Origin of the sequence: Rhizobium sp. Leaf341 (assembly GCF_001424325.1) — a bacterium.
Taxonomy (GTDB): Bacteria; Pseudomonadota; Alphaproteobacteria; order Rhizobiales; family Rhizobiaceae; genus Ferranicluibacter.
Map to the genome: position 1 here is coordinate 110,201 of NZ_LMPE01000005.1, position 26,155 is coordinate 136,355.

Here is a 26,155-nt window from a genome sequence, read left to right on the forward strand (position 1 = left end):
GGCTGAGGACCCGGGAACGGCAGGCCGTTCAGGCCTTGGGGTCAACGGCGGCCCGCGCCCATTCCCGGCGACCGATCATCACCATGGCCCCCATCAGCATAGCCGCGAGCGCAAACCAGGTCAGGGCGTAGACGAGGTGATTGTTGGGAAAGACGATGCGCGTGAGGCCGCCGACCGGCAGTCCGCCCGGATTGGCCGTGCCATCGGCATCGATGAAGTAGGGAGCCGTCCGGTCCTGCCCGCGCGCAGCGGCGATCGCGGCAACATCCCGGGAATACCAGCGATTGCCGGGAGGATCGTTCTTGCGGAGAAATCCGCCGCCCGGCTCGGAAAGGCGCAGCAGGCCGACGATCGTGGCTTCGCCGGCCGCATTGCCGGCGGACCGGCTTGCAGGATCGCGCCGGTCGGGCGGAACGAAGCCCCGGTTGACGAGGACGGTGGTGCCGTCGTCGCGAACGAGCGGCGTCACGACCCAGAAGCCCGGGCCGCGCTCGGTCGTCGCCTGCACCAGCGTTTCCGCCGCGTGACGGAAGGTGCCGGTGACGCGGACATGTCGGTACTCGTCGTTCCCTGCGGTGATCGCCGACCACTGGTCGGCCTGGGGCGCCTCGACCGGGGCGGCATGGACCCGGGCATTCACCCGTTCGATCAGATCGAGCTTCCAGAAGAGGCGCTGAACCTGCCAGATGCCGAGCGCCAGGAGCACGACCGTCACGAAGGCCGACGCAACCCCGAAAACGACGAGCCCTCTGCGGGATCGGCCGCGTGAAACGGCGGCGCCCGGAGGCGCGAGCGCATCGTTGGTGCCTGCCCTGCGCGTGGATCCGGCGGCCGTGTCCGGCCGCCGGGAAGGATCAGGGGACATTGCGCATCATGTCCGGGGTCATGGTCATCATGTTCGTGTTCAGATGGTGCATGACCCAGAGCGAGCCGGACAGAGCGATGACGATCAGCACGAGCGTGAAGATCAAAGCCATGATCGTCCATCCGCCTTCGGATTTGGTGTTCATGTGCAGGAAGTAGACCATGTGCACGACGATCTGCACGACGGCGAAGACCATGACGAGCCCGGCCGTGAGGGCCTTGTTCTCGAACACTTCGCCCATGACCAGCCAGAAGGGGATGGCCGTGAGGATGATCGAGAGGACGAAGCCGGTCATGTAGCTCTTGAAGGAGCCGTGAGACGCTTCGTGACCGTGGCTATGGCCGTGATGGGCCTCGTGCGCGTCCTCGTGCAGGGGGGCGTGTGTGCTCATCCGAGAACTCCGATCAGGTAGACAATCGAGAAGACGCCGATCCAGACGACGTCGAGGAAGTGCCAGAACATCGAAAGGCACATCAGGCGGCGGCGGTTTTCCGGGATCAGGCCCTTCATCGACACCTGGGCCATCAGCGTGATCAGCCAGATGATGCCGAAGGTCACGTGCAGCCCGTGGGTGCCGACCAGCACGAAGAACGCCGACAGGAAGGCGCTGCGACCCGGGCCGGCGCCTTCATGGATCAGGTGCACGAACTCGTAGATTTCAAGACCGATGAAGATCGCGCCGAAGATGCCGGTGATCCCGAGCCAGAACAGCGTCTCTGTCTTGGCGTTGCGCTCCATCTGCAGCATCGCGAAGCCGTAGGTGATCGACGACAGAAGCAGCATGGACGTGTTGATCGCCACCAGCTTCAGGTCGAACAGGTCGGCCGGTGACGGCCCGGCCGCATAGGAGCGGCCGAGCACGGCATAGGTGGCGAACAGGATCGCGAAGATCAGGCAGTCGCTCATCAGGTACAGCCAGAAGCCGAGGCCCGTGCTGTTCTCCGGATGATGGTCCTCCGTCATGTAGAAGACCGGCTTTTCGCCTTCGGCGACAGGGTTGTGTGTCGGTGCGCTCATGTTCAGGCCTGCCCGGAGAGCTGCCGTGTGCGCTCCCCTTCCGTTGCGACGACGTCTTCCGCCGGGATGTAGAAATCGCGGTTGTAGTTGAAGGTATGTCCGATGGAGACCGCGATGATGCCGACGAAGGCAACGATGGCCAGCCACCAGATGTACCAGATCACGCCGAAGGCAAAGGCCACGCTGAGGCCGCTGAGGATGATCCCCGTGCCGGTGTTCCGCGGCATGTGGATCGGCTTGAAGCCCTCGAGCGGACGGGCATAGCCGCGGCTCTTCATGTCGTACCACGAGTCATGGTCGTGGATGACGGGCGTGAAGGCGAAGTTGTAGTCCGGCGGCGGCGACGAGGTCGACCATTCGAGCGTCCGGCCGTTCCAGGGATCGCCCGTCACGTCGCGCAGCTTCTCGCGCTGCAGGAAGCTGACGACGAGCGAGATGATGAACGAGGCGATGCCGAGCGCGATCAGGAGGGCCCCGAAGGCGGCGATGATGAACCAGATCTGCAGCGACGGATCCTCGAACTGGCTGAGGCGGCGCGTGACGCCCATCAGGCCGAGCACGTAGAGCGGCATGAAGGCGAAGTAAAAGCCGACCAGCCAGAACCAGAAGCTCATCTTGCCCCAGAAGTCGTTCAGCTTGTAGCCGAAGGCCTTCGGGAACCAGTAGGTGACGCCGGCCATGACGCCGAACACCACGCCGCCGATGATGACGTTGTGGAAGTGGGCGATGAGGAACAGCGAGTTATGCAGCACGAAATCGGCCGGGGGAACAGCGAGCAGGACGCCCGTCATGCCGCCGATGACGAAGGTCACCATGAAACCGAGGGTCCAGAGCATGGGAACCTCGAACCGGATGCGCCCACGATACATCGTGAAGAGCCAGTTGAAGATCTTCGCACCCGTCGGGATCGAGATGATCATCGTGGTGATGCCGAAGAAGGCGTTGACGCTGGCGCCCGAGCCCATGGTGAAGAAGTGGTGCAGCCAGACGAGATAGGACAGGATGGTGATGACGACCGTCGCGTAGACCATCGAGGCATAGCCGAACAGGCGCTTGCCGCAGAAGGTGGCGACGATTTCCGAGAAGATGCCGAAGGCCGGCAGGATCAGGATGTAGACCTCCGGGTGACCCCAGATCCAGATCAGGTTCACATACATCATCGGGTTGCCGCCGAGATCGTTCGTGAAGAAGTGCGTGCCGACATAGCGGTCGAGCGACAGCAGCGCGAGCGTGGCGGTCAGGATCGGGAAGGACGCGACGATCAGCACGTTCGTGCAGAGCGAGGTCCAGGTGAAGATCGGCATCTTCATCATGGTCATGCCCGGTGCGCGCATCTTCACGATGGTCGCGATCAGGTTGATGCCCGACAAGGTCGTGCCGACACCCGCCACCTGCAGGCCCCAGATATAATAGTCGACCCCCACGCCGGGGCTATAGTCGGCGCCGGAAAGCGGCGGATAGGCAAGCCAGCCCGTGCGGGCGAATTCGCCCACGAAGAGCGAGATCATGATGATCGCCGCGCCGGCCGCTGTCATCCAGAACGAGAAATTGTTGAGGAACGGGAACGAGACGTCGCGGGCTCCGATCTGCAGCGGCACGACGAAGTTCATCAGGCCGGTGACGAAGGGCATCGCCATGAAGAAGATCATGATCACGCCGTGCGCGGTGAACACCTGGTCGTAGTGATGCGGCGGCAGGAAGCCTTCATTGCCGTTGAAGGCGATGGCCTGCTGCGTGCGCATCATCAGCGCGTCGGCAAAGCCGCGCAGCAGCATGATCAGCGCGAGGATCACGTACATGATCCCGATTTTCTTGTGGTCCACGCTCGTCAGCCACTCCTTCCAGAGATAGCCCCAGAGCTTGAAATAGGTGAGCGCGCCGACGACCGCGAGGCCGCCAAGGACGACGCCGATGAAGGTGAGCACGAGGATCGGCTCGTGGTAGGGAAAGGCTTCCAAGGTCAATCGTCCGAAGACGAGGCTGGAAATGTCCTGATTAAACATGGTGACCCCAGTTCTTACAGTCGCAAGCGGTGCGGAAAAGCGCCGCGATCATTTCGAGTTGTTCAGCTGTTCGGGCGCGATCGAGCCTTTGTCTGGCGTCGAGGAGCCGCTGTCGGAGGCCGGAGCCTGCGGGTTTTCGCCACCCATCTGGTGGCCGTCCATATCGTGACCGTTCATGTTCTGCATGTCGTGCTGCATCGGCTGTGCGCCGCTGCCGGACTGGCCCTCGGCATCCTGTCCGGTCGTGCCTTCGGGTGCGCCCTGTCCGCGCGCCGGCTGGCCGGTTGCGGGGAAGGTTGCCGAGTTCGTGCCGTCGCCGGTGCCGGCGTGGCGGTTGTCATACTGCAGGCGTTCGCGGTTGGCTTCGCTCTCTTCGCCGCCGCCACCCATCATGTCGACATGCATCATTTCGTTCATGCACATCTTGCCCGGCTGGGCGCACATGTTGAGGACTGCCTCGTAGAGACCGTTCTCGACGCCGCCGTAATAGCGAACCGGCTCCCGCTCGCTCGGCTTTTCGAGCTTCAGATAGGCATCGCGGTTGAGCATGGTGCCCTGCTGCTTGACCTTGGAGACCCAGCCGTCGAAGCCGGCCTGATCAAGACCATGGAACTTGAAGCGCATGTGTGAGAAGCCGGCGCCGCTGTAATTCGCGGAGAAGCCCTCGAACTCGCCCGGCGCGTTGATCACGGCATGGAGCCGCGTCTGCATCCCCGGCATGGCGTAGATCTGTCCGGCGAGCGCCGGGATGTAGAAGGAGTTCATGACCGAGGACGCAGTGATCTTGAAGTTGATCGGCACGTCCACGGGCGCCGCCAGTTCATTCACCGTGGCGATCCCGTAGTCCGGATAGAAGAACAGCCATTTCCAGTCGAGCGCGACGACCTCCACGGTCAGCGGCTTGACGTCGGCGGGAACGGCGCGCTCCGCGTCCAGGCGGTCGATCGGGCGATAGGGATCGAGCTTGTGCGTGCTGATCCAGGTGACGGCGCCGAGTGCGATGATGATGGCGAGCGGCGCAGACCAGATCACCACTTCCAGACGCGTGGAATGGTGCCATTCTGGATCGTAGACGGCCTGCGTGTTCGCACGGCGATAGTGCCAGGCGAAGTACAGGGTCAGCACGATCACCGGAATGATGATCAGGAGCATCAGAAAGGTGGAGACCAGGATAAGGTCGCGCTGCTGTGCTGCGATGTCGCCCGAGGGAGACATCACCACCATGTTGCAGCCGGCAAGCCCCGCCAGCAGCGGCAGCATGAGGATGCGACAAGCGTGTCGATAGAGGTTCGCCATGGTCCAATGCTCTTTTCGTTGTCTGTGCCCTGCGAGTAATACCCTGCGACCACGAACGATATGAGGTGTTTGGTCGCACCGCAGCAAAAATGATGCCCTGCGGCAAAACGTGCTGCCGCGTCGATAGACCGCTCGGGCTCGGTTCGCCATTCGCGACGGCGCGTCGTCCACAAGCTTCCGGATCGGCCTGCCTGTATGCGAGATATGCATCGCGCGGAAAAAGTCGAGACTTGGGCCTTGAATTGATCGCATCCGGACACGGGGCATAGCGTCGCAGGGGACAATTTCTCGCCGCGGGCCCTTGATAACGGTGTTGGTTTGATCAACATCGTTCAAAAGACGGCACGCGTTGAACCGCGCGGCCCTGTGACGGCATGGAGGCATCCCGATGACAACGATAGCAGAGACGTCCGGCGGACCCTCTTCCTCCGCTCTGGAGCGCGACGCCCGGCAGATCCACGGCGATGCGCCGGTCTCTCCGGGCTCGATCGCGCTCGGCGTGATCATCGGACGCATGTCGGAGTTCTTCGATTTCTTCGTGTTCGGCCTTGCCTCGGTGCTGGTCTTTCCGCGGCTTATCTTTCCCTTCGCACCGGACGCGCTGACGGCGACGCTCTATTCCTTTGCGATCTTCTCTCTCGCCTTCGTCGCACGCCCCATCGGCTCGATCGTCTTCATGGCCATCGACCGGGCCTACGGTCGCGGCACCAAGCTGACCATCGCGCTGTTCCTGCTCGGAATTTCCACGGTGTGCATGGGCTTCCTGCCGAGCTACCAGGACGCCGGCGTCTGGGCGATCTACCTGCTCGCCATCTTCCGCATCGGTCAGGGCCTGGCGCTGGGCGGCGCCTGGGACGGGCTGGCCTCTTTGCTCGCACTGAATGCACCGGAAAAGCACCGCGGCTGGTACGCGATGATTCCGCAGCTCGGCGCGCCGATCGGCTTCGCCCTCGCCAGCATCCTGTTCGGCTTCTTCGTCGCCAACACCTCGGAAGCCGACTTCCTCTCCTGGGGCTGGCGCTACCCGTTCTTCGTGGCGTTCGCGATCAACGTCGTTGCCCTCTTCGCCCGCTTGCGCCTCGTCATGACGAAGGATTTCGGCGATCTGCTGGAGCGTCACGAGCTCGAGGCCGTGCCCTTCACCGACCTGATCCGCACCCATGGCCGCGACATCCTGATCGGCGCCTTCGCACCGCTGGCAAGCTTCGCCATGTTCCACGTCGTCACGATCTTCCCGCTGGCCTGGACCAATCTCAACAGCGACCAGTCGATCGGCTCGTTCATGCTGGTTCAGGTGGCCGGCGCCGGCCTCGGCATCATCACCGTCGTCGCCTCGGGCCTCCTTGCCGACCGTTTCGGTCGCCGCAAGCAGCTGGTCATCGGTGCGATCATCATCGCCATCTTCAGCTTCATCGGCCCCATCCTGCTCGGCGCGGGCCAGACCGGCATCTCGTCCTTCGTCATCGCCGGCTTCGGCGTGCTCGGCCTGTCCTTCGGCCAGGCGGCGGGCTCGGTCTCCTCGCGCTTCACGCAAGGGTACCGCTATTCGGGTGCGGCGTTCACGTCCGACCTGGCGTGGTTCCTTGGTGCCGGCTTTGCACCGCTGATCACGCTTGGCCTCTCAAGCAAGTTCGGCCTGCCCTTCGTGGGCTACTACCTGCTGTCGGGCGCGATCTGCACCATGCTGGCCCTTTTCCTGAACAAGCGTCTGCTGGCCCGGGAATAGTCGCAACCCACGCGCATGACGAAACATCCCGGCGAACGTCGAACGGTCGCCGGGATGCGGTATATCGATGGTGAAGAGGGAACGTTCTGGAAAAGCGGCAAGGCCCGCCTATTCGGGAAGCAGCGTGCGGAAACTGCCGTTGAAGTAAAGCAGCGGCGCTGCGCCCTCGCGAACATGCACGCTGCGGACCCGGCCGATGAGGACGGCATGGGTGTGACGGTGCAGTGCTTCGTCCAGCCCGCAGTCGATGACGGTCAGCGCGTCGGCGAGCGCCCATCCACCGCTGTCGAGCTTGATCCATTCGGCACCGGCATAGCGCTCGGCACCGCGACGCCCGTCGGCCCCCGCAAAAGCCTTTGCGATGCCTTCCTGCCCTTCCGCCAGCACATTGACGCAGAAGCCGCCGCTGCGTTCCAGCACTGGCCAGGATGACGACGTCCGGTTCAGACTGACGATGACGGATGGCACGTCTGCGGACAGGGAGGTCACCGACGTCGCGGTGAAACCGGTCCGCCCTTCGCCGTCGCCCACCGTGATCACGCAGACGGCGCCAGCAAGATGACGCATGGAAAGCTTGAACGCAGCGGCATCGGGGGCAGCTTCCACGGACGACGGATGAACGGCAGCAGTCATGTCTCGATACCTCGCAATGGACCCGACGAGGCGACGACACCGCGGCGGTCGGGGCTTTCCGTCTTACGCGACTCCCCTGAACATCTCACCTATATCTTTCCTTCATCGAAGACGCGACGCAAGCGGCGGGCCGCGATCTTCCCGTATGCTTTACCGAGGCTGAACGGAAGACAGACCGGACGCGTCTCCGCAAGGCCGCAGCGACAGGGACGCGCGATCACGGCGCGGAGGCTCGCGGCAGTTCGCCAGGAGGCAGGCTCTGCGCGAGGCGCACGAGATAGCCGTCCGGATCCTGCACCAGAAGCTCGCGCGAGACCACGTCCCGCCCGCCGACATTGTAGACGGCATCCTGCACGCCGCGGAACAGCGGCCATGCGGCCGCCTCGAGACGGGCCGCGATGTCGGATATGTCGGACACCGCGATCTGGAAATTGATGCCACGGCCGAGGGGCGGCTCCAGGGGCGCCGTGACCCACGCGCCGTTGATCTGCGACAGCATCACTTGTGCGCCCTCGCGTTCGAGATAGGCGAAGTTTGCAGCCTTCCGGTCATAGGCGATGCGGAAGCCGAGGAGATCGCACCAGAAGTTCAGGCTGCGACCGATATCGATCACGTCGAACTCCGGGACGAGCGCATTGAAGCCGCCGGCCGGCAGTCCGCCGGCGCTGTCGGCAGCGTTGCGCTCGCTCTGCCCGAGGCTGGGTGGGGTGATATCAAGGCTCATGATGCCGGCGCCTCCCGCCGATCGGCAAGGTTCCGATCCAGGCTCCCATCCAGGCGCCCATCCAAGCGCCCAAGGCAAATGCGGATATCGAAGGTCATCGGCGGCTCCGGGCGGGCAGGCTCTCCTGTCCGCCACCTTAGACGGCCATGCCGTCCGGGCAAGCCTGAAAGCCCTGAGCGGAGCGGAAACCCGCGCGGGCCGCCGCGAAACGACATGGCCTCACGATCGAACGGAACTTCGGAGAAATGCGCGCGTTGTGCGCAAAACCAGGAGAATTGCCATGTCGATACGATCTGCAGCCCTGACAGCCTATCTTGCCCTCACCGCAACCTTCATGACCGCCGCCGTCTTCTCGCAGGCGGATGCACCGACAGTTTCGATGAGTTCCGTCTCGCTCGGAAAAACCAATCGCGTGATCTCGGGATCGCCGGACAGCTTCGTCATGGAACGCTTTGCCGGCTGACGGACGTTTCACGCTTCCGCGGAAGGGCTTGACGGTCCACGCCGACCGGGGAGCCTCATGCGGAACTCTGCGCTACCAGATCAGGCGCAGCAGAAGATAAGCTCCGACCCAGAACCCGACCGAGATGGCAAACGCGCAAATAAGCGCGATGATTCGCAGGGTCGGCCATGCGGTTCGCGTCTGCTTCCCGGCATCCGTCCGGTGAAATCTTGGCATGGCGACATCCTCGATCGTCTTTTGCATGGCCTGCCTCATCCGGATGTCCTCCAAACCACCGACACGAAACCGCTCGGTCTCGTGTCCGATCCTCTGGATGTGTACCTGCCTTTCGGCATCAAAACGCTAATCTCGGTCACGGCATTTTACGCAGTGGTGCATTCTCCCTGATACGCTAGACGAAAAAGCCCGGCCTGCAGGTGCAGCCGGGCGCAAGATTTATCATCACAAAAACGTGTAGTCTCAGGCGTCTTCGACAACCCGAAGTGCCTGTGCCCTGGCAAGAGCAGCCTTCTGGACGGCATCCTGCACCTTTTCGAAAGCACGAACCTCGATCTGACGAACACGCTCGCGGCTGATGTCGAACTCGGTCGAAAGCTCTTCCAGCGTGACCGGATCCTCCGTCAGACGTCGGGCCTGGAAGATGCGGCGCTCGCGATCGTTGAGAACGTCCATCGCGCCCGACAGCAGCGAACGCCGGTTTTCCAGCTCGTCCTGTTCGATCAGGATATCTTCCTGGCTTTCGTGGTCGTCCACCAGCCAATCCTGCCACTGGCCGGATTCGCCCTCGCCGGCCTTGATCGGCGCGTTCAGCGACGCATCGCCCGAAAGCCGCTGGTTCATCGAAATGACCTCGGCCTCCGACACGTTCAGCGTGGTCGCGATCTGCTTCACCTGGTCCGGCTTGAGGTCGCCATCGTCAAGCGCCTGGATCTTGCCCTTGAGGCGACGCAGGTTGAAGAACAGACGCTTCTGATTGGCGGTCGTCCCCATCTTCACGAGCGACCAGGAGCGCAGAATATATTCCTGAATGGACGCCTTGATCCACCACATCGCATAGGTCGCCAGGCGGAAGCCCCGCTCGGGATCGAACTTCTTCACGGCCTGCATCAGGCCGACATTCCCTTCGGACACCACCTCGCCAATCGGCAGGCCGTAGCCGCGATAGCCCATGGCGATCTTCGCCACGAGGCGCAGATGGCTGGTCACGAGCTGGTGGGCAGCCTTGCGGTCGTCATGTTCCTGGTAGCGCTTGGCGAGCATGTACTCGACCTGCGGCTCCAGCATCGGAAACTTGCGGATTTCATCAAGATAACGATTGAGACCACCTTCGCCGGCGGTCAGTGTCGGCATCGTACTCCGGGCCATTGTGCACCCCTTTCTCGTTCCGGCTTCCATCTGGCCAGCCGGGATGTGGGTCCTTCGACCCCACAGGTCACCAAGATAAGAACGCGCCGCGCACGATTCAAGGATGCAGCCGCGCGATTGCGACCCCATCCTTGGGCTTCGGGATATCTCGGTTAGATCGGCACGACGGCGCTGAATTCAACCCCTCGTGCCATTTTTCAAAAGCCGGCCCGGTCTCTCCTCATATACGGGAGAGACCCGCTGTACGACCGATCTCAGTGGATGGCGGCGCCGTCGTCTTCCTGTTCGGACAGGAACGCCTCGTCGCTCTTGGCGCTCAGGCGGACGCGGTTCCCATCGACGCTGTCGACCAGCGACAGGTCGATGAAATGATGGTGATCCTGATGCCCGACCGGATTGTCCTTCTTGGTCAGCTTGATGCGCTGACCTTCGACACCGTCGACGGTTCCGACGTGTACGCCATCGGCGCTGATGACTTCGGCATGTTCCTTGATGTGGCTGGCGTCGATCATGATGTCTTCCCTTCGCTTTGGATGAGGCTGTTGATGCGGGGAAAACGCCGGCCTCTGCAAAAGGATGCATAGGCGCGCCAAGATTTCGCGGCCAGCCTGCCGGCCAATGACAACCGTCACGCCTTGAGCGCGGCTGCCAGCTCCAGCATGTCGGCGGGAAGCGGCGAGGTGAACCGCATGGTTTCGCCGGTGGACGGGTGCTCGAACGCCAGCATGAACGCATGCAGCGCCTGGCGCGGGAACCGGTCGACGGTCGCCTTGGCCGCTTCCGGCAGGAGGTTCGATTTCGTCCGGAACGCCGCGCCGTAATCGACGTCGCCGATCAGCGGATGCCCGATATAGGCCATGTGCACGCGGATCTGATGCGTGCGCCCCGTTTCGAGGCGGCATTCGACCATTGCCGCGAGCGCCGTCGCGTCCGGCTTTTCGTGATAGCGCTCGGTGACTTCGTAGTGGGTGATCGCCTCGCGGGCATCATCGGCATCGTGCTTCTTCACCGCCCGCTTGATCCGGTCGCCGGCGCGTCCGAGGGGTGCGTCGATGGTCCCGCGCAGTCCGCGCGGACGCCCCCAGACGATGGCGGCATAGGCACGCTCCAGCGGCCCCGTGCGGCCATGGTCGGCAAACTGGTCCGAGAGATGCCGGTGGGCGAGATCGTTCTTCGCCACGACCATGACGCCGCTCGTGTCCTTGTCCAGGCGGTGGACGATGCCCGGCCGCTTGACCCCGCCAATGCCCGACAGGCTGTCGCCGCAATGATGGATCAGCGCATTGACCAGCGTCCCCGTCCAGTTGCCTGCGCCGGGATGCACGACGAGGCCCGGTGGCTTGATCAGCACGATCACGTCGTCGTCCTCATAGAGGACATTGAGCGGGATAGCCTCGCCCTTGGGCTCGGGATCGTCCGGCTCCGGCATGCCGATCTCGAACAGGTCGCCCGGCTGCACCTTGCGCTTGGGCTCCAGAACCGGCTTGCCGTTGACGCGCACGGCGCCCTGCTCGATCAGCGCCTTGATGCGGTTGCGCGAGAAAAGGCCGTCCATCTGCTCGGTCAGCCACGCATCCATGCGCCCGGATGCATCCTCGTCCGCCGTCAGGACTTTCCTTGGGGCTGCCGCTTGTTTAAAGGGGTCGTTCATTCTTGCTCAATCCGTGAGGTCAAACCGCCCATGTCGCTCCAGGAACCTGACGAACAGGACGAAAAGCCGCTCGATCCGGTCATGGAAAACGTTCGCCGCAAGATGATCCGCCTGCAGCTGGTCTCGGCGGGTGTGATGTTGGTCATGCTTATGGCCGTGCTGGGCGCGATTGTCTACAAGGTCACGCGCCCGAGCGCGGCGCCGCAGCTGGCAGGGACGCTTGCCAACACCGGGGCCGGCGTGCCGAGCGACGCGCCACTGACGGCCACCGCCCTGCTTCCGCAAGGCTTCGAGATCGCGCAGACGTCGCTCTCCGGCGGGCAGATCCTGTTCTTCGGTACGCTCTCCGGCGTTCGCAAGGCGCTCGTCTACGACATTGCCGCCAACCGGATCGTCGCCGACGTCACCGTGTCCGCGAACTGACCGTGGCAGACGCCGAGCGCCGGGTAACGCGCATCACGGATCCGGCGGATCCGCGCATCGCCGCGTTCGTCTCGATTCGCGAGCGCGACCTGACGGGGCGGCAGAACCGCTTCATCGCGGAGGGAACCGTGGTGCTGCGCATGCTCGCGGCATCCGCCCGCACTGCTGGGCCATTCACGGCCGAAGCGATCCTGCTTCTCGAAAGCCGCCATGCCGGGGTGGCGGACATTCTCGCCCAATTCGACGACACGGTGCCGGTGTTCCTCGCGGATGCGGGCGTGTTCAACGCGATTGCCGGCTTCGACATGCATCGGGGCGTGCTCGCGATCGGCCTGCGGCAGAAACCGCAGAGGCTTGCGGACGTGCTGGCGAGCCTGCCGGACGATGCCCTGATCCTGGCCGCCTGCGGCCTTTCCAACCACGACAATGTCGGCGCGATCTTCCGCAATGCGGCGGCCTTCGGTGCGAGTGCCGTGCTTCTGGATGAAACCTGCTGCGATCCGCTGTATCGCAAGGCGATCCGCGTGTCCGTCGGCGCGGTCCTGACCGTTCCCTTCGTGCGCGAGGGATCGGTCGGCAGCCTGCTCGCCGCCATCGAACACCGCGGCTTCGCGCTCTGGGGCCTGTCACCGCGTGGTGAGACCGATCTGGACGACATCCCGCCGGCGCGCCGCACGGCGCTGGTCGTCGGCGCCGAGGGCGAAGGCCTGCCGCCCGCCATCCTGGCGGCGATCCGGACCGCGCGCATCCGGCAGAAGCCCGGTCTCGACAGTCTCAACGTCGCCACCGCCACCGGTATCGCCCTGCACCGGATCGCGCAGCTGAACGCGATCGTCTGACCGCGTCTAGAGCGCGTTGCGTGAAAAAGGATTCACGCAACGCGCTTTCAGGTCGTGTTGTGATGCATGTCGTTTGCCGAAACCGCTGCACACGCTCGGGAGACATGCGTTAGGAGGTGGAGGCAAGAAGCGAGCGGGTGCGCGCGGCCAGCGTCGGCGTGCCGGCGTCCGCGGTCTCGCGGGCCAGCAAGGCCGGAATGGGCGACGCCGCGCCTTCGTTGCGCGCGGTCAGGGCCGTCATGCCGGCCGCAATCGTCAGCAGGTCATTGCGCAGCGCTGCATCCTCCCCGGGATCGGCAGAGACAAGCCGATCAAGGAATGCGCCGGCCTCGGCTCTCAGCTCGTCCGGCGACGGAAGGGTCTGTGCGGGAAGGCGCGTGATCCCCTCGGGTGCCGGCATGGCGATTGCGGTCTCCTCGGCAACGGGTGGACGCACGGCCTCGCCAGCCGCGTCTCCCCCAGCCGCGTCTCCCCCGGCCGCGTCTCCGCCCGCCAGACGGGTCTCGATTCCGGCCGCGCGCAGGGCCTGAAGCGCCGTCGCCAGATCCGATGTCATCTCGCGCACGCGCGTCATCAGACGGTCGATTTCGGCGCGACCCCGTTCGAGGCTTGTCTCGCGGTCGGCCAGAAGCGCATTGGCCGTCGTCAACCGGGATTCCACCTGCTTTGCGCGAAGCTCCTGCTGCTCGAGCTTCAGTTCGAGGGCCTTCGCCTTTTCGCTCGCGCGACGCCGCTCGTCGCGCAGGGTTTCGCGCTCGTCGCGCAGACCGCCGGCGCGGGCATGGAGCTCGTCGATCTGGAGCGCTTCGGCGGCAGACACCGCCCGCATCTCGTCGAGGTCGCCCGAGACGCGGTCGAGCTGACGGGCAAGCACGGCCGCTTGCTCGGTCTTTGCCGCATAATCCGTTTCCAGCGACGCCAGCGCCTCCTTCAACCGTTCGATATGCTGCTCGAGAAGCCGGATACCGGAGCGCAGGTCGCCCGCTTCCACGTTCATCACGTCCAGCTGGGCTCGAAGATCCTCGTTCTCGGCACGCACGGTGCGCATCTCCTGCTCGGCCTTTTCGCGCGCGAGCATCAGCGCGATCGCCTTGTCGCGCTCACGCTTCAGCGTCTGGCTGGTCCGGACGTTCTCCGCAGCATAGATCGCGCGCGCCGCATCCTTCTGGGCACGCACCTCCTGCTGCGAAAGCGGCGTCGTCGCCTTCAGCCGGTCTTCCGCAAACCGCACGATCCGCCGATGGACGACGGGCGCGACCAGCGCGCCGAGCAGAACCGCAGAGAGAAAACCCAGGGCGAACAGCAGTGCAAATTGGATCACGCGGAGGTCACTTCACAGGCGGTTGGACAAGGGCTTCATCCCCTTGCCATCATTATTCGCGCTCGGCCCGGACTTGGCAAGCATGCGACGAAGAGGCCGCACGACAGAAGCATGCGGCCATCGGCAACCACGAGATCCGGACGCGGGGTCCCCGGCCCGGAGATGGCTCAGAAGGGGTTCCAGGTCGGCTGCTGGGTCAGCTTGAGATAGCCGACATTGATGCCGAGGCGTGCGCCGACGCCGGTACGGATCGGCACGAGCACGATGTGCTCGTCCGTCAGGACCGTCATGCCGACACCGGCCACCACATAGGCCGAACCGGACACGCCGCCGAAGCGCTTGTAGAGGCTCGGCACGCTCGGAAGATTATAGACGAGCATCATGATGCGGCTGCCCTGCCCCCCGGCGTCGATGCCGAGCGAAGGACCCTGCCAGTAGACGCTGTGCTGTCCGGCATTCTTCGTGTTCAGACTGCCCTCGCCATAGGTCAGGCCGGCGACGAAGGCGCCCGATCCTTCCTGGCCGAGAATATAGCCGTTCGGCAGTCCGTAGCTCTCGAAGGCGCGCTCGACCACCTTGGCCAGACCGCCGGAGGTGGATCCGAAGAAGCCGTGACCGGCATCGACGATCTCCTGGATGGAATATTGCGACGCGCTGTTGGCCGCCTGCGCGGACGCGGTGGAGACCGTCACACACAGGGCAAAAGCGCCGAACAGGACGGCTTTCACGGCAGACAGCAGGCCGCGCCGCGGCATGCGGGTGGCGGCATCCTTCGAGGGTGCACATGTCGATCTCGGCAGCATCGAATCCTCCGTTTTCGCAGGGCCGATGACGTGCGACAGGCGCAAGCCGTGCCTGTCCTCGCTCCCGGCCCGGGATTCCGCCACTCTGAACCCATCATCTTAACAATTGGTTTACCAAACATGGTGTCATTATGGCTGCACCGAACGCGCCACGTCCGCGCAATCTTCACCCGCTAAACAATCCCCGAAAACGGCCCTGCGCGAACCCGTCGCGCACCGGGATGATCGGCAAGGGCGACCTTTAAGGACACGACGATGGAAAAGAATCCGAACCTCACCCTGACCGGCCCCGATCTCGCTGCCCTGTTGTGCAGCCGCGTCTGCCACGACATCATCTCGCCGGTCGGCGCCATCAACAATGGCCTCGAGTTGCTGGACGAAGGCGGCGCCGATGCCGACGCGATGGACCTCATCCGCACGAGCGCACTGAACGCCGCCGTCCGCCTGAAATTTGCCCGCCTCGCTTTCGGCGCCTCCGGCTCGGTCGGCGCGTCGATCGACACGGGTGAAGCGGAAAAGGCGGCGCGCGATTTCGCGATCGTCGAAAAGAAGACCGAAATCAGCTGGACCGGGCCGCGCGTCATCATCCCGAAGAACCGCGTCAAGCTGCTGCTGAACCTCTTCCTCATCGCCTATGGCGCCATTCCGCGCGGCGGCTCGCTCGACGTGACCTTGGAAAACCCGGAATATGAGGCCGTCTTCAAGCTCGTCGTGCGCGGCAAGATGATGCGGGTACCACCCAAGCTTGTCGAACTTCTGTCCGGCACGCTCGAAGAGGCGGTCGACGCCCACACCATCCAGCCCTACTACACGGTGCTCCTTGCGGACGAAGCCGGCATGAAGATCGAAATCCTTCCGACGCCGGAAGAGATCGTGTTCATGGCCTCCTCGGTTTCCTGAGGTCTGCGGTAACGGTTTGTTTGCCAAAGGCGCCTAATATTCTCCCGACGCGCACATGACATCGCTCCGGCCTGCCGGATGATGGACATGCGCAACCGGACGTTGACGCACCGCGCGGGCGGTTTTCTGCCCGCGGACGCGACCGACGTCGCGATGACGGGAATGAAAGGACAAAGGAGCCCCCATGCAGCGCTTGATGATCGCCGACGACTCCGACGTGGTGCGCAAGGTCGGCAAGCGCATCCTCTCCGGCATAGGCTTTCTGGTCTCCGAAGCCGCCAACGGCCTCGACGCCCTGGCGCGATGCGAAGCCGAACTGCCGAACATCATTATCGTTGATGCCGGGCTCGACGGCGCCCTGGAACTCATCGCAAACATTCGCGTGATGTCCGAAGGCAAGTCTGTGCGCATCTACTACTGCGTCATCGAGGCGGATCTCCGCAAGATGATGGCCGGCAAGCGCGCCGGCGCCGACGACTTCCTGCTGAAGCCGTTCGACCGCAAGATCCTGACCAGCGTGTTCGGCGCCTACGCCGCCGCTGCCTGACGTCGACATTTCCGAAACGTCCCTCCCCTCCGCAAACGGCCGCCTTCCCGGCGGCCTTTTTCGTTGCGCGGCGCAGGGCGCGTGGCGCGGCTGCCGGACGGTTGCCAGAGGGCCGAGACGAACTGGCCGGGACGAACTGGCCGAGAAAAACTGGCCAAAACGAAAAACCCGCCACGAGGGCGGGTCGGTCGGCACCGATGAACGGCGATCCTGCACTGCGGGATGCATGATCGCCGACGGCGCTCAAGACATCCGGGAGATCAGGCGCTCTCGGCGAGGTCGCCTTCCGGTTCGCGCAGCACATAGCCGCGGCCCCAGACGGTCTCGATGTAGTTGGCGCCGCCTGCGGCATTGGCCAGCTTCTTGCGCAATTTGCAGATGAAGACGTCGATGATCTTCAGTTCGGGCTCGTCCATGCCGCCATAAAGGTGGTTGAGGAACATTTCCTTGGTGAGCGTCGTCCCCTTGCGGAGCGAAAGCAGCTCCAGCATCTGGTATTCCTTGCCCGTCAGGTGAACGCGCTGGCCGCCGACTTCCACGGTCTTGGCATCCAGGTTGACGATCAGTTCGCCGGTCGAGATGACGGACTGGGCATGGCCCTTGGAGCGGCGAACGATCGCATGGATGCGTGCCACGAGCTCGTCCTTGTGGAACGGCTTGGTCATGTAGTCGTCTGCGCCGAAGCCGAGGCCGCGGACCTTGTCCTCGATGCCGGCCATGCCGGAGAGGATGAGGATCGGCGTCTTCACCTTGGACAGGCGAAGCGTCCGGAGCACCTCGTAGCCCGACATGTCGGGCAGGTTGAGGTCGAGCAGGATGATGTCGTAATCATAGAGCTTGCCGAGATCGACGCCCTCTTCACCGAGATCGGTGGTGTACACATTGAAACTCTCGGACTTAAGCATCAGCTCGATGCTCTGCGCTGTCGCGCTGTCGTCCTCGATAAGCAGAACCCGCATATGTTTGTCCCCTTTTCCGCCGCCGAAAGGTATCGCAAGGCTGCCTGACGCTAAACGGATCCAGTCGTTGCCTGATTTGGAGCTTGCCACCAAATGGTTAACAAATTCTGATTCCCTCTGGCAAGGTGCACATCCTTTGTTAAATATTTTTGTCAGCCCCTTGATTTTGTTTGATTTTGATAAAACGACCTTCTCACCCTCAAGGTGAGCCGGGCGCCCTATCGGACTCCAGAGATTCGTCAAATGACCAAAGCATCACATTTCGCGTTGGCCATTTACCGGGCCTTAAATGATCGTCCCTAGGATTAACTATGCCCGTAAACGAAACGTTACCAGCGGTAGGCATTTGTTAAGATCGCTGGGATTTTTTCGCGGCGCTGCAGGCATGAGCCTTCGGCAAGGGTTGCAAGTGAGATGCCGGGTCTCGCACCGCGGGAGTATTGCGTATGAAGTCACGTGAGAGCCTTGTCCGCCTGAAGGAATTTCAGGTGAAGGACAAACAGCGTCAACTGAAGCAGCTTCAGATGATGATGGCCGAATTCGAAAGGATGACCAAGGATTTGGAGCATCAGATCGCCTTCGAGGAGAAAAAGTCTGGCATTTCGGATCCGTCCCATTTTGCCTATCCGACCTTTGCAAAGGCAGCCCGCCAGCGGGCCGACAATCTGCAAGTGTCGGTACGGGAACTGAAAGTCCAGCAGGACGCGGCCGAACTCGCTCTGGAAGAGGTCCAGGCAGAATTCGCCAAGGCCTCCGCCCTCGAAGAACGCGACGGTCTCGTGCGGCTGCGCGCCTGATCCGTTCTGCCGACAGTCGAAACTGTTCGGCAGACCAGCCTGACCGACGACACCGCGCCTCGCTCCGAAGCGCGGCTGTCGTCGTCGTGCTTTCAGCTCATGTCTCCGGCCGGCCTTCGTGCTCCTCGTGCGCAAAGATCGACACAGAGGATGATCGGTAAGCCAAGGAGCTTGCGCGAAGCCTGTCCGCCCCTCGCCTCGCGGTTGCCGGACGCAAAAAAGCGCAGGATCGGCGCTTGCTGCTCCTTTATAGCGGCCCGCGGCCACGCTGCCCTTGTTGCTGCCCGTGAACTCGTCCCTGCCCTTCAGCCAGGCCCCGGCGGGTGCGGCTCGCGCCGATCCTGAACCCGCCATCCTCCCGTCGATCCTAACGCTGCCGCCGTGCCCCAGGGGGACGCCGTGCCGGACGCGGGGTCAGACACGACGCAGCACCGGTTGGAGAACGCGGATGGGCGACCGCGACATATGCCGCGGCCGCCCATCGATAGGCCTGACCTCCTGAGGGGTCAGTGGCGATATTGCTGGATGCGCGTCGTGCGCAATCCGGCGAGGCCGTGATCGTTGATGGAGGCCTGCCACGACAGGAACTCCTCCACGGTCAGCGTATAGCGCTCGCACGCTTCTTCCAGGCTCAGCAGGCCACCGCGAACGGCCGCCACCACTTCTGCCTTCCGTCTAATCACCCAGCGCCGCGTGTTCGCCGGAGGAAGATCGGCAATCGTCAGTGGGCTGCCATCCGGGCCGATGACATACTTCACGCGGGGTCGTACCATTTCGGTCATTGGACTCTCTACACATACTCAAGACCATATTCCGCGAGCCTAGCCTGCCACATTTAAGATTTGCCTAAGCTCCGCGACACAATTTATCCATCATTCGAATGACTTGCCGGAAAGGGTGAAGACGGCACGGAAAGAACGGCCTTTTTTCGCCCTTTCGCCCGCGCTCAGGCGGCGCAGATGCCGCATGCAGGCCGCGATTGTATCACGGCGCGGCACACGGAAAAGCAGGGGGAAATCCCGGGAAACAGGGCCTGCGGACCGCCATCGTCCCCGCATGGCTGCCATGCGAAAGCGCGGGTTTCAAAACTTGTAAGTTTTACATATAAATCGATGCAATGCAGAGACGTGCGATGCGCGCGGGCTGACGGGACGCTTTTTTCTTGCGACGGGTGCTGGCCGCGCAAGGCGGCGATGTCGGCAGGCTGCAGAATATCTGCCTCGAAGGCCGCAAGGGTTTCGAGATCTCTCTCCTTTGCATCCCCGGATGCGTTCGGATCGGTATTCCGCTAGACTGACGGTTTCTGATGACGGCAGAGCGCCCGCGTAAGCGGGAATAGAGCGCCATGCTGCCAGCAGACAATGACACGCGGATGACGGGACCGTTGTGCCGGTGTGCCGGCAGGCCGGCGGCAGGTGGGAGCAGGCAGACACATCGCAGGAAACGCAGGAAACAGGGAGCCGGCCAGGCCGGCAGGGGTGATGACGCTATGTCCGACGTGGATGAAACGGTAAGCGGCAGGAAATCGAGCCTGCTGTCTGCCAGCCCCGATCCTTCCGCCGTCCAGACGGAGTACGAGGTGCTGCGCCTCATGCGGCAATGCGCCGCCGAATTCGGCTTCGACAACTTCATGATCGTGCGCGTTCCCGCTGGCGACCAGCAGAATTTCGCGGAGCGTCTTGTCGTCAGCAGCTGGCCGGCGGATCTGGTGCGCGGCTATGATGCGCTCGACATCTTTCGCCTGAGCCGCCTGGTGGAGGATCTGCGCCACACGAAGCTGCCCGTCTTCCGGGAGACGGCCGCCCTGCTCGGCCTTCGCGGCAAGCCCGTGACCTCTCTCCAGATCGCCCCCTCCATGGCCTTCACCTTGGCCGTGCTGATGCACACGACCTATGCTGACCCGTTCATCGTCACCCTCTCGGGAAGCCGCGACGCGCCGCACGGCATCGAGGCGGCGGAACTCTATTACGTGCTCCTGCAGCTGTTCGAGCGGCTGGAGCGCGCCATGGATGCGGGCGTCACGACCCGCGAGAAGCTTTCGGCCCGCGAGATCGAGTGTCTCCGCTGGGCCGCGGCCGGCAAGAGCAGCGACGAGATCGCCATCATCCTCGGCATCTCGGCCTATACCGTCAGCAGCTATTTCAAGACCGCGGCCCGCAAGCTCGACGCCGTCAACCGCATGCAGGCCATCGCCCGCGCCATGCGCCTGAAGATCATCTGAGCCCTAAGCCCGAGCCCGCAGAAACCCTCGACGGCTATACCTTCGGGATCGGGGCCTTCGGGATTGGTACCTCCGGGACCGAGCCTTTCGGAATGAGGGCTTCGGGACCGCAATCACGCGCAGCGCTTGTAGAGCCCCGTGCGACCTTTTATATTGCGGTGAACAAGGTGCAGGCGCCGATGCCGCACCGGTCATCCGACAGAAGCGGACCTTTTCTCGTGAACAGCCTCGATTTCGACCGCAAGCCCAAAGATACCCGCGTCGTGGTCGCCATGTCCGGCGGCGTCGACAGCTCCGTCGTTGCGGGCATCCTGAAGCGGGAGGGCTATGACGTCTTCGGCATCACGCTGCAGCTCTACGACCACGGCGCGGCCGTTCATCGCGCCGGCTCCTGCTGCGCCGGACAGGATATTGACGATGCCCGCCGCGTCTGCGAGGTGCTCGGCATCCCGCATTACGTGCTCGACTATGAACAGCGCTTTCGCGAGACGGTCATCAATCCCTTTGCCGAAAGCTACATCGCCGGCGAGACGCCGATCCCCTGCGTCGCCTGCAACCAGACGGTCAAGTTCGCGGATCTCCTGGCGACCGCGCGCGATCTCGGTGCCGATGCGCTGGCAACCGGGCATTACATCCGCTCGCGCCCCAATCCGCAGCCGGGCTTTCCCGGCCGCCGCTCGCTCTATCGTCCGGCCGATGCCGATCGTGACCAGAGCTACTTCCTGTTTGCCACCACGCAGGAGCAGATCGACTATCTGCGCTTTCCGCTCGGCCACCTGACCAAGGCGGAAACCCGGGCCCTGGCCGAGGACATGGGCCTCGTCGTGGCCAAGAAGGCCGACAGCCAGGACATCTGCTTCGTGCCGCAGGGCAAGTACAGCGACATCGTTTCCAAGCTGAAGCCCAATGCGGCGCTCGCCGGCGATATCGTCCATCTCGACGGGCGTGTGCTCGGCCGCCACGACGGCATCCTGCATTACACGATCGGCCAGCGCCGCGGCATCGGCGTCGCCACGGGCGAGCCGCTGTATGTCGTGCATCTCGACGCACGCTCCTGCCGCGTCATCGTCGGCCCGCGCGAGGCGCTGGAGACCCGCCGCGTCGCGCTGCGCGACATGAACTGGCTGGGCGACATCCCCTTGGCCGACCTGCCGGCGGAGGGCCTCGCCTGCTACGCCAAGGTGCGCTCGACCAAGGTTCCCGCCCCGGCGCGCCTGACGGTCGATGCCGCCGGCATCACCGTCGAACTGATGGAAGGCGAAGCCGGCATCGCGCCCGGCCAGGCCTGCGCGCTCTATTCCGGCCCCGGCGAGGACGCCCGCGTCTATGGCGGCGGCTTCATCCTGCGCTCCGAGCGCGAACCCGCTGCCGAACAGGCCCTGCGCCACCTTCTGGACGCCCCTGCGGCCGCCTGAAACCGGTCGGCGACAGCCCGCCCTGGGCGTCGCCGACGACGCCCCTCCCCCAGCCCCGCTTTTTTTCCGCCATCGCTTGACACCCCCCTGAACCCCATCTTATAAGCCGCCCACCGAAAGCGACCGACCAAGGTCGCATCCGGCGGCGGGGTAGCTCAGGTGGTTAGAGCAGCGGAATCATAATCCGCGTGTCGGGGGTTCGAGTCCCTCTCCCGCTACCAATAAATTTATAGCATTATCAACACGATAGTCCTTCCGAGGCGATGGCAGTTGCGACCTTCAAGTCGCTGTAGCCGGACGCGGTTTTCCGGAATTTTGACACAAGAAATCGGAATTTTCGCTTTTCCACTCCCGCTGTCAAAAAGCCTTCAAAGGCACTGCAAACACAGTTTGAAGATGGTGGCCAGATCAGGTGCGGAGCGGAATGGGGGAATAAGTAATGGAGCGGTGGGCGTCGATTACACCTTTGTCCGTCAGTTCATCAGCTAACGCCTGCCCAATAACAGCCTGATACTGAGAAGGACCGACGATGACGCTTTGAATGAGATTGGCAACGTCCAATCCGGGAAAGGTGTCATCAGTCAGATCAAGCTTTAATATGCGCTGCGGCACACCAGCTATGGTCTCGGTATGCCGTCTTAGCTTCTTCAGCGGATCAAGACCTAACGTGTGAAATATGCGCCATTCTCGTTCCTCACAAAAGCCGGGATGTTTCGTGCAATGAGCGATGGTGCGCAACAGTAAAAAGTACCCTCCGATCGTACTAGACCGACCAGCTTGGAGGAGCTGATCTCGGTGTTCCCGAACCCGAACCGCAGTCTGCACAAGCATGTCTCGAAGTTCTGTGTCTGAGAGGTAATATACGGGGCTGCTGAAAACACCCAGCTCGTCTGTCATCATTCCAAACAGGCCAGTATTCAGCACAAGACCCACACCTGCCTGTCCAGACGAGTAGTTTCGCCACATAGAAAGCCTGCCTACCGCCTGCTCTGTGTCTGGGTGGGCAGATAGACAAGCAACATAGGTTTCGTTTTGGATTTGGGTCGACCATTCGGCAAAGAGGCCGAACGCCTCATCAGCAGCCCCAGGGAACACCTCGTCCATCGCTCTCTTCACAGCGTTGATGCCAGATTCGATGGTCGTGTCGTCTGGCCCTTCGAGTGACCTTCTAATGAGATTGAACCCGTGATTGACCTCCATGTAGTCATTCATAACACGGACGTTTCGAAGCCAAATTTCGCGGTTTCGTATAATCCTGACTGCAGTGTCGGCGGAACAGTAGTGGATTAACTTCCGTCCTTCGATCAGGAGCGGAGCGCGATGCTGGGTATCATCGTATCCAAAGACATTTTGAATTATGATGTCGTTGTCACCCATATCTACGCTCCTCTCGAAATGACTCACAAACCGCTCGACGGCTTTTGCTTAGCAACGATCAGCTCTCGGGCTGCTGAACCTTTGCCGCCAGATACCGAATAGAGCAGATCCACATCCACTACGTCAAACCGACCGAACATCTCTCGCGTCTGCGGAACGTCGTTGATTGATAGGACGAAATTCCCCTTCAGCTTTGCAAGCCGATCGGCCATGACCTCGAACTGATCACGGCCAAACAACCCTGGCCCATAGTCGCCCTCATTCCCGAAGTATGGCGGGTCGAGGTAGAACAGCGCGCCCGGCCGGTCGTAGCGATCGATGAAAGCCAACCAGTCGAGGTTCTCGATCACAACACCGGAAAGCCGTTCGTGCACGTCTTCCAAGAGCGGAGCGAGACGCGTGAGATTAAAGCGGGCGCCGCCGTCATGAATGACGCCAAAGTTCTGGCCTGACACCTTCCCGCCGAACGCGAGTTTTTGGAGATAGATGAACCGCGCCGCCCGTTCGAGGTCGGTCAATGTCGAAGGATTGCATGCCTTCAGCCGCTCGAACTCGCGGCGGCTCGTGATCTGGAATTTGAGGCAATCCATGAACTGCGGATAGTGGCGCTGCAGGATCCGAAACAGGTTCACGATGTCCCCGTTTCGGTCGTTTATTACCTCATGCCGAGGCGCTGACCGGCGGCGGAAAAAGACCCCGCCCATTCCGACGAACGGCTCTGCATATGTAGTGTGCGGGATCTCCGCGATCATTTTGACCAGGCGAGGTGCCAAGGTCCGTTTCCCGCCGATCCAGGCGGCTGGGGGTTGCGTGTTTCCTACGTCTCTCGAAGCGTTTTCGAAGGCCATTTAAATGCATCTCAGAATCATGCCACAAGCTGCTTCCCCTCCTAAGGGGATCGGGTGTGACGGTTGTTCCTCAACGCTGTCGGACGGGTCTTAGCTCCAACTGTGACCGTCCTCGGAGGCTTGCCTCCGGCACCTGGTGAATCAGCCGCGATCGCCCGCGGCCGATAGTCTTGACCCCATCAAACGATGACGGGGTGCGAAGGCTAGAAAGCGTTCCGCTTGCGAAGGGTCGGGTTCCATATCGTGATGTCGAAGCCCTGCCCCGTAAACGCGGCATCTGCGATCATTCGCACTTGCCAATTCACCCAAGTAAAACCCGCCACCAATGCATAGGGCACGGATCTATGGCGCAGAGTTTTGCCATGAAGGTCAGTCGGGAGCCCTCCAGCTTCGGTGGTGTAGAGGTCACTAATCGGGTTGGCCTCGTTGCTTGTGTTGCCCCATAGAGCGCACGAACGCAGCTTGTCTGCCCCCGAATTGATCATGACTTTTGCGCCTGCTTCAATCAGGTTTCCGCCGGCGAAATTGGCGATGTTCGCGGCCTGCTCAAAAGTCACTCGATCACCCGCTGCAAAGTCGCTTGCAACAAGTCGAACTGCCTTCCCGATCCCGTCCGGCGCGTCGATAACAGAGGCGACCACCGTTCCGGTTCCCGTGCGCGCAGGCGTGTAACCGGTTGGTACCGTCCCTGATATACCAGCCCCTGATGCGGCAGCTGTGGTCGCAAACATCGCGTTGGTAAGCTGGCCGATGTTGCCGTTCCCCGGCACGTAGAACGAGCCAGTGGCCATGTTCGGGTAAGGTTTGACGATCCCGCTAAGGAAGGCTGCAAAGCCCTTGCCGATCCAGTAATTCCCCGTCTTCGTGTAGTGCACACCGTCGCTGGAATAACCGGCCTTGAAAGCAATGGCCGTAGTGGTGGTTGCCGCCTGATCCCACACAATCGTCGCAAGGTCGAAGAGGAGGATGCCGGGAAGCTGCTCGGTCAGTTCCACCACAAACTCGTTGAACTGCACGAGCATGGCGATCATTGCCTGACTGAAGTTCGTTGCGCCCGGCTCGGTAAACAGGATCGGCGTTTTGCCCTTGCTGAGCACCTTCAGCGCTGCGGCCTTGATCCGCGCGAAGATCGTCGCTGCGGTATCGCCCGTCGTTCCCGATTGAGCGATATCGTTGACGACGCCGAAGATGGCGATCAACGACGCGCCGGATGCGATAGCGGCATCAAGGTTCTGTAGGTATTGATCACTGCGAAACCCACTGAGGGCGGTTTTCGCGCGAAGTGAAATCCCACCGTCCAGCAGCGTGGAGGCCACATTAATGAAGTGGAAGCCTTTGACTTTAGCCGCGTTGGCCGGCCACAGGCTGCCGCCGCCATCAACCATGATGGCTTCAAGACGGCTGTCGCCATTGACGGCGAGGCCGAAACCAGGCCGGCGGTGGAACCCCGCAGCCTCCTGCATCAGCTGAAGGTCGGTGTTGGCGGCTTCCTGTAATGCCGGCGTGAGGTCAGCGATAGTCAGATATGGTGCAGGCATTATGCGGCCCTCGAAGTGAGTGGTTGATCTGTTGTGCGGCTGATGATGACGCCGTTGTCCGTTCGAGATCGAAGGACGTTAACCCCGCCGCCTTGAAGAATGCCGGGGCCACCAAAGACAGTGGCAAGGATAGAGAAGTGCGCCATTATTCAGCGCTCCATACTTTGAGGGCATCGCCGGGCTTGTTGCTGGTCCAGACGAGGCGCACCGAGAAGAGCTTCCGGCATGCCATCATGCTCTGCGATGCCGGCTTCATGGAGCTGATCGAAACCCACGGCGCCGAGGCATCAAGGCGCGCCTGAAGCTCGACGGTGGCGTTGGTGCCGGCAACGCCGGCAGCCTGGACGGTGAAGTCTGCCGCCGGCGTCCAGGGATCACCTTCCCCGGAAGCCAGCGTGGTGTCTATTCTCAAGGGCATATCGAA

28 protein-coding genes and 1 tRNA gene are annotated in these 26,155 nt (G+C 62.6%); 10 read left to right on the forward strand and 19 right to left on the reverse strand.

The annotated features are described in order from the left end of the window. Positions 1-28 precede the first annotated feature (28 nt). The 5 genes from ASG03_RS07685 to cyoA are packed head-to-tail and all read right to left on the reverse strand — an operon-like array spanning position 29 to position 5,181. Positions 29-865: an SURF1 family protein gene (locus ASG03_RS07685; protein WP_082475616.1), complete on the reverse strand. Its 837-nt coding sequence runs from the start codon at positions 863-865 to the stop codon at positions 29-31. Beyond that, positions 855-1,256, reverse strand: coding sequence for a cytochrome o ubiquinol oxidase subunit IV (gene cyoD / locus ASG03_RS07690; protein ID WP_062474932.1), 402 nt, complete (start codon positions 1,254-1,256; stop codon positions 855-857). Before cyoD ends, ASG03_RS07685 begins: the two co-directional genes overlap by 11 nt. After that, a complete protein-coding gene (cyoC, locus tag ASG03_RS07695; RefSeq protein ID WP_062474935.1) occupies positions 1,253-1,882 on the reverse strand; it encodes a cytochrome o ubiquinol oxidase subunit III in 630 nt (209 codons plus the stop codon). The genes cyoD and cyoC overlap by 4 nt, the downstream gene beginning before the upstream one ends. A gap of 2 nt (positions 1,883-1,884) precedes the next feature. Continuing rightward, the gene (gene cyoB / locus ASG03_RS07700) at positions 1,885-3,885 is read right to left on the reverse strand and encodes a cytochrome o ubiquinol oxidase subunit I (protein WP_062693162.1); all 2,001 of its coding nucleotides are present in this window, start codon (positions 3,883-3,885) and stop codon (positions 1,885-1,887) included. 48 nt (positions 3,886-3,933) lie between these two features. Next, the gene (gene cyoA / locus ASG03_RS07705) at positions 3,934-5,181 is read right to left on the reverse strand and encodes a ubiquinol oxidase subunit II (protein ID WP_082475617.1); all 1,248 of its coding nucleotides are present in this window, start codon (positions 5,179-5,181) and stop codon (positions 3,934-3,936) included. Between the two features lie 397 nt (positions 5,182-5,578). Here cyoA and ASG03_RS07710 point away from each other — a divergent pair, with 397 nt between their 5' ends. Next, positions 5,579-6,907: an MFS transporter gene (locus tag ASG03_RS07710; protein WP_062693414.1), complete on the forward strand. Its 1,329-nt coding sequence runs from the start codon at positions 5,579-5,581 to the stop codon at positions 6,905-6,907. 108 nt (positions 6,908-7,015) lie between these two features. On the opposite strand, the gene ASG03_RS07715 is transcribed toward ASG03_RS07710, so the two are convergent. Both ASG03_RS07715 and ASG03_RS07720 read right to left on the reverse strand, forming a co-directional pair. Next, positions 7,016-7,540: a flavin reductase family protein gene (locus ASG03_RS07715; protein WP_062474941.1), complete on the reverse strand. Its 525-nt coding sequence runs from the start codon at positions 7,538-7,540 to the stop codon at positions 7,016-7,018. Between the two features lie 217 nt (positions 7,541-7,757). Then, entirely contained in the window at positions 7,758-8,264 is a 507-nt protein-coding gene (locus ASG03_RS07720; protein WP_244475196.1) for a bleomycin resistance protein, read from the reverse strand. A gap of 280 nt (positions 8,265-8,544) precedes the next feature. On the opposite strand from ASG03_RS07720, the gene ASG03_RS07725 reads away from it, so the two are divergent. Continuing rightward, the gene (locus tag ASG03_RS07725) at positions 8,545-8,727 is read left to right on the forward strand and encodes a hypothetical protein (RefSeq protein WP_062474945.1); all 183 of its coding nucleotides are present in this window, start codon (positions 8,545-8,547) and stop codon (positions 8,725-8,727) included. A 72-nt stretch (positions 8,728-8,799) separates the two neighbouring features. Here the strand turns inward: ASG03_RS07725 and ASG03_RS07730 are convergent, their stop codons facing one another. The 4 genes from ASG03_RS07730 to ASG03_RS07745 all read right to left on the reverse strand — a co-directional run bounded on the left by ASG03_RS07730 (position 8,800) and on the right by ASG03_RS07745 (position 11,743). Next, positions 8,800-8,970 carry a hypothetical protein gene (locus ASG03_RS07730; RefSeq protein WP_156381761.1) on the reverse strand — a complete coding sequence of 57 codons (171 nt, stop codon included), beginning with the start codon at positions 8,968-8,970 and terminating at the stop codon, positions 8,800-8,802. A 216-nt stretch (positions 8,971-9,186) separates the two neighbouring features. Continuing rightward, positions 9,187-10,092, reverse strand: a complete 906-nt coding sequence (rpoH, locus tag ASG03_RS07735; RefSeq protein WP_062693163.1) for an RNA polymerase sigma factor RpoH — start codon at positions 10,090-10,092, stop codon at positions 9,187-9,189. A 254-nt stretch (positions 10,093-10,346) separates the two neighbouring features. Then, complete coding sequence (locus ASG03_RS07740; RefSeq protein WP_062474954.1) at positions 10,347-10,604, reverse strand: DUF2171 domain-containing protein; 258 nt, start codon at positions 10,602-10,604, stop codon at positions 10,347-10,349. A 116-nt stretch (positions 10,605-10,720) separates the two neighbouring features. Beyond that, positions 10,721-11,743 (reverse strand): RluA family pseudouridine synthase, encoded by a 1,023-nt coding sequence (locus ASG03_RS07745; RefSeq protein WP_062693164.1) that lies wholly within the window; start codon positions 11,741-11,743, stop codon positions 10,721-10,723. A gap of 30 nt (positions 11,744-11,773) precedes the next feature. Between ASG03_RS07745 and ASG03_RS07750 the strand changes: the two genes are divergently transcribed. Beyond that, the gene (locus ASG03_RS07750; protein ID WP_062693165.1) at positions 11,774-12,166 is read left to right on the forward strand and encodes a hypothetical protein; all 393 of its coding nucleotides are present in this window, start codon (positions 11,774-11,776) and stop codon (positions 12,164-12,166) included. Between the two features lie 2 nt (positions 12,167-12,168). Continuing rightward, entirely contained in the window at positions 12,169-13,005 is an 837-nt protein-coding gene (locus ASG03_RS07755; protein WP_062693166.1) for a TrmH family RNA methyltransferase, read from the forward strand. A gap of 109 nt (positions 13,006-13,114) precedes the next feature. Here the strand turns inward: ASG03_RS07755 and ASG03_RS07760 are convergent, their stop codons facing one another. Both ASG03_RS07760 and ASG03_RS07765 read right to left on the reverse strand, forming a co-directional pair. After that, positions 13,115-14,326, reverse strand: a complete 1,212-nt coding sequence (locus ASG03_RS07760; protein ID WP_062693167.1) for a hypothetical protein — start codon at positions 14,324-14,326, stop codon at positions 13,115-13,117. A 167-nt stretch (positions 14,327-14,493) separates the two neighbouring features. Then, on the reverse strand, positions 14,494-15,081 hold the full coding sequence (locus tag ASG03_RS07765; RefSeq protein ID WP_062475769.1) for a DUF1134 domain-containing protein: 588 nt from the start codon (positions 15,079-15,081) through the stop codon (positions 14,494-14,496). Positions 15,082-15,384: 303 nt separating this feature from the next. Here ASG03_RS07765 and chpT point away from each other — a divergent pair, with 303 nt between their 5' ends. Both chpT and ASG03_RS07775 read left to right on the forward strand, forming a co-directional pair. After that, positions 15,385-16,029, forward strand: coding sequence for a histidine phosphotransferase ChpT (chpT, locus tag ASG03_RS07770; protein ID WP_062474969.1), 645 nt, complete (start codon positions 15,385-15,387; stop codon positions 16,027-16,029). A gap of 184 nt (positions 16,030-16,213) precedes the next feature. After that, on the forward strand, positions 16,214-16,576 hold the full coding sequence (locus tag ASG03_RS07775) for a response regulator (RefSeq protein ID WP_062693168.1): 363 nt from the start codon (positions 16,214-16,216) through the stop codon (positions 16,574-16,576). Positions 16,577-16,836: 260 nt separating this feature from the next. Here ASG03_RS07775 and ctrA read toward each other — a convergent pair whose 3' ends face one another. Beyond that, the gene (ctrA, locus tag ASG03_RS07780) at positions 16,837-17,535 is read right to left on the reverse strand and encodes a response regulator transcription factor CtrA (RefSeq protein WP_056339603.1); all 699 of its coding nucleotides are present in this window, start codon (positions 17,533-17,535) and stop codon (positions 16,837-16,839) included. Positions 17,536-17,981: 446 nt separating this feature from the next. On the opposite strand from ctrA, the gene ASG03_RS07785 reads away from it, so the two are divergent. After that, positions 17,982-18,332: a hypothetical protein gene (locus ASG03_RS07785; RefSeq protein ID WP_062474976.1), complete on the forward strand. Its 351-nt coding sequence runs from the start codon at positions 17,982-17,984 to the stop codon at positions 18,330-18,332. Between the two features lie 506 nt (positions 18,333-18,838). Here ASG03_RS07785 and sciP read toward each other — a convergent pair. Then, entirely contained in the window at positions 18,839-19,114 is a 276-nt protein-coding gene (sciP, locus tag ASG03_RS07790; protein WP_062474978.1) for a CtrA inhibitor SciP, read from the reverse strand. 707 nt (positions 19,115-19,821) lie between these two features. Here sciP and ASG03_RS07800 point away from each other — a divergent pair. The 3 genes from ASG03_RS07800 (at position 19,822) to ASG03_RS07810 (ending at position 22,189) form a co-directional block, all read left to right on the forward strand. Next, positions 19,822-20,553, forward strand: coding sequence for a helix-turn-helix transcriptional regulator (locus ASG03_RS07800; RefSeq protein ID WP_062693170.1), 732 nt, complete (start codon positions 19,822-19,824; stop codon positions 20,551-20,553). Positions 20,554-20,732: 179 nt separating this feature from the next. Then, positions 20,733-21,968 carry a tRNA 2-thiouridine(34) synthase MnmA gene (gene mnmA, locus ASG03_RS07805; RefSeq protein ID WP_062693416.1) on the forward strand — a complete coding sequence of 412 codons (1,236 nt, stop codon included), beginning with the start codon at positions 20,733-20,735 and terminating at the stop codon, positions 21,966-21,968. Between the two features lie 144 nt (positions 21,969-22,112). Next, positions 22,113-22,189: transfer RNA gene (locus ASG03_RS07810), tRNA-Met, on the forward strand. A 187-nt stretch (positions 22,190-22,376) separates the two neighbouring features. Here ASG03_RS07810 and ASG03_RS07815 read toward each other — a convergent pair. From ASG03_RS07815 to ASG03_RS07830, 4 genes are all read right to left on the reverse strand, one after another. Then, positions 22,377-23,345, reverse strand: coding sequence for a DUF2971 domain-containing protein (locus ASG03_RS07815; protein WP_062693171.1), 969 nt, complete (start codon positions 23,343-23,345; stop codon positions 22,377-22,379). Between the two features lie 23 nt (positions 23,346-23,368). After that, entirely contained in the window at positions 23,369-24,193 is an 825-nt protein-coding gene (locus ASG03_RS07820) for a DNA adenine methylase (RefSeq protein WP_062693172.1), read from the reverse strand. A 203-nt stretch (positions 24,194-24,396) separates the two neighbouring features. Further along, positions 24,397-25,731, reverse strand: a complete 1,335-nt coding sequence (locus ASG03_RS07825; RefSeq protein WP_062693173.1) for an SGNH/GDSL hydrolase family protein — start codon at positions 25,729-25,731, stop codon at positions 24,397-24,399. Between the two features lie 145 nt (positions 25,732-25,876). After that, on the reverse strand, positions 25,877-26,149 hold the full coding sequence (locus tag ASG03_RS07830) for a hypothetical protein (protein ID WP_062693174.1): 273 nt from the start codon (positions 26,147-26,149) through the stop codon (positions 25,877-25,879). Between the last annotated feature and the right edge of the window lie 6 nt (positions 26,150-26,155).

What these genes read in the sequence shown, in the direction of transcription:
- ASG03_RS07685 (WP_082475616.1), bottom strand. Translation starts at nt 865, where the DNA reads ATGTCCCCTGATCCTTCCCGGCGGCCGGACACGGCCGCCGGATCCACG.
- cyoD (WP_062474932.1), bottom strand. Translation starts at nt 1,256, where the DNA reads ATGAGCACACACGCCCCCCTGCACGAGGACGCGCACGAGGCCCATCAC.
- cyoC (WP_062474935.1), bottom strand. Translation starts at nt 1,882, where the DNA reads ATGAGCGCACCGACACACAACCCTGTCGCCGAAGGCGAAAAGCCGGTC.
- cyoB (WP_062693162.1), bottom strand. Translation starts at nt 3,885, where the DNA reads ATGTTTAATCAGGACATTTCCAGCCTCGTCTTCGGACGATTGACCTTG.
- cyoA (WP_082475617.1), bottom strand. Translation starts at nt 5,181, where the DNA reads ATGGCGAACCTCTATCGACACGCTTGTCGCATCCTCATGCTGCCGCTG.
- ASG03_RS07715 (WP_062474941.1), bottom strand. Translation starts at nt 7,540, where the DNA reads ATGACTGCTGCCGTTCATCCGTCGTCCGTGGAAGCTGCCCCCGATGCC.
- ASG03_RS07720 (WP_244475196.1), bottom strand. Translation starts at nt 8,264, where the DNA reads ATGAGCCTTGATATCACCCCACCCAGCCTCGGGCAGAGCGAGCGCAAC.
- ASG03_RS07725 (WP_062474945.1), top strand. Translation starts at nt 8,545, where the DNA reads ATGTCGATACGATCTGCAGCCCTGACAGCCTATCTTGCCCTCACCGCA.
- ASG03_RS07730 (WP_156381761.1), bottom strand. Translation starts at nt 8,970, where the DNA reads ATGCAAAAGACGATCGAGGATGTCGCCATGCCAAGATTTCACCGGACG.
- rpoH (WP_062693163.1), bottom strand. Translation starts at nt 10,092, where the DNA reads ATGGCCCGGAGTACGATGCCGACACTGACCGCCGGCGAAGGTGGTCTC.
- ASG03_RS07740 (WP_062474954.1), bottom strand. Translation starts at nt 10,604, where the DNA reads ATGATCGACGCCAGCCACATCAAGGAACATGCCGAAGTCATCAGCGCC.
- ASG03_RS07745 (WP_062693164.1), bottom strand. Translation starts at nt 11,743, where the DNA reads ATGAACGACCCCTTTAAACAAGCGGCAGCCCCAAGGAAAGTCCTGACG.
- ASG03_RS07750 (WP_062693165.1), top strand. Translation starts at nt 11,774, where the DNA reads ATGTCGCTCCAGGAACCTGACGAACAGGACGAAAAGCCGCTCGATCCG.
- ASG03_RS07765 (WP_062475769.1), bottom strand. Translation starts at nt 15,081, where the DNA reads ATGCCGCGGCGCGGCCTGCTGTCTGCCGTGAAAGCCGTCCTGTTCGGC.
- chpT (WP_062474969.1), top strand. Translation starts at nt 15,385, where the DNA reads ATGGAAAAGAATCCGAACCTCACCCTGACCGGCCCCGATCTCGCTGCC.
- ASG03_RS07775 (WP_062693168.1), top strand. Translation starts at nt 16,214, where the DNA reads ATGCAGCGCTTGATGATCGCCGACGACTCCGACGTGGTGCGCAAGGTC.
- ctrA (WP_056339603.1), bottom strand. Translation starts at nt 17,535, where the DNA reads ATGCGGGTTCTGCTTATCGAGGACGACAGCGCGACAGCGCAGAGCATC.
- ASG03_RS07785 (WP_062474976.1), top strand. Translation starts at nt 17,982, where the DNA reads ATGAAGTCACGTGAGAGCCTTGTCCGCCTGAAGGAATTTCAGGTGAAG.
- sciP (WP_062474978.1), bottom strand. Translation starts at nt 19,114, where the DNA reads ATGACCGAAATGGTACGACCCCGCGTGAAGTATGTCATCGGCCCGGAT.
- ASG03_RS07800 (WP_062693170.1), top strand. Translation starts at nt 19,822, where the DNA reads ATGTCCGACGTGGATGAAACGGTAAGCGGCAGGAAATCGAGCCTGCTG.
- mnmA (WP_062693416.1), top strand. Translation starts at nt 20,733, where the DNA reads ATGCCGCACCGGTCATCCGACAGAAGCGGACCTTTTCTCGTGAACAGC.
- ASG03_RS07815 (WP_062693171.1), bottom strand. Translation starts at nt 23,345, where the DNA reads ATGGGTGACAACGACATCATAATTCAAAATGTCTTTGGATACGATGAT.
- ASG03_RS07820 (WP_062693172.1), bottom strand. Translation starts at nt 24,193, where the DNA reads ATGGCCTTCGAAAACGCTTCGAGAGACGTAGGAAACACGCAACCCCCA.
- ASG03_RS07825 (WP_062693173.1), bottom strand. Translation starts at nt 25,731, where the DNA reads ATGCCTGCACCATATCTGACTATCGCTGACCTCACGCCGGCATTACAG.
- ASG03_RS07830 (WP_062693174.1), bottom strand. Translation starts at nt 26,149, where the DNA reads ATGCCCTTGAGAATAGACACCACGCTGGCTTCCGGGGAAGGTGATCCC.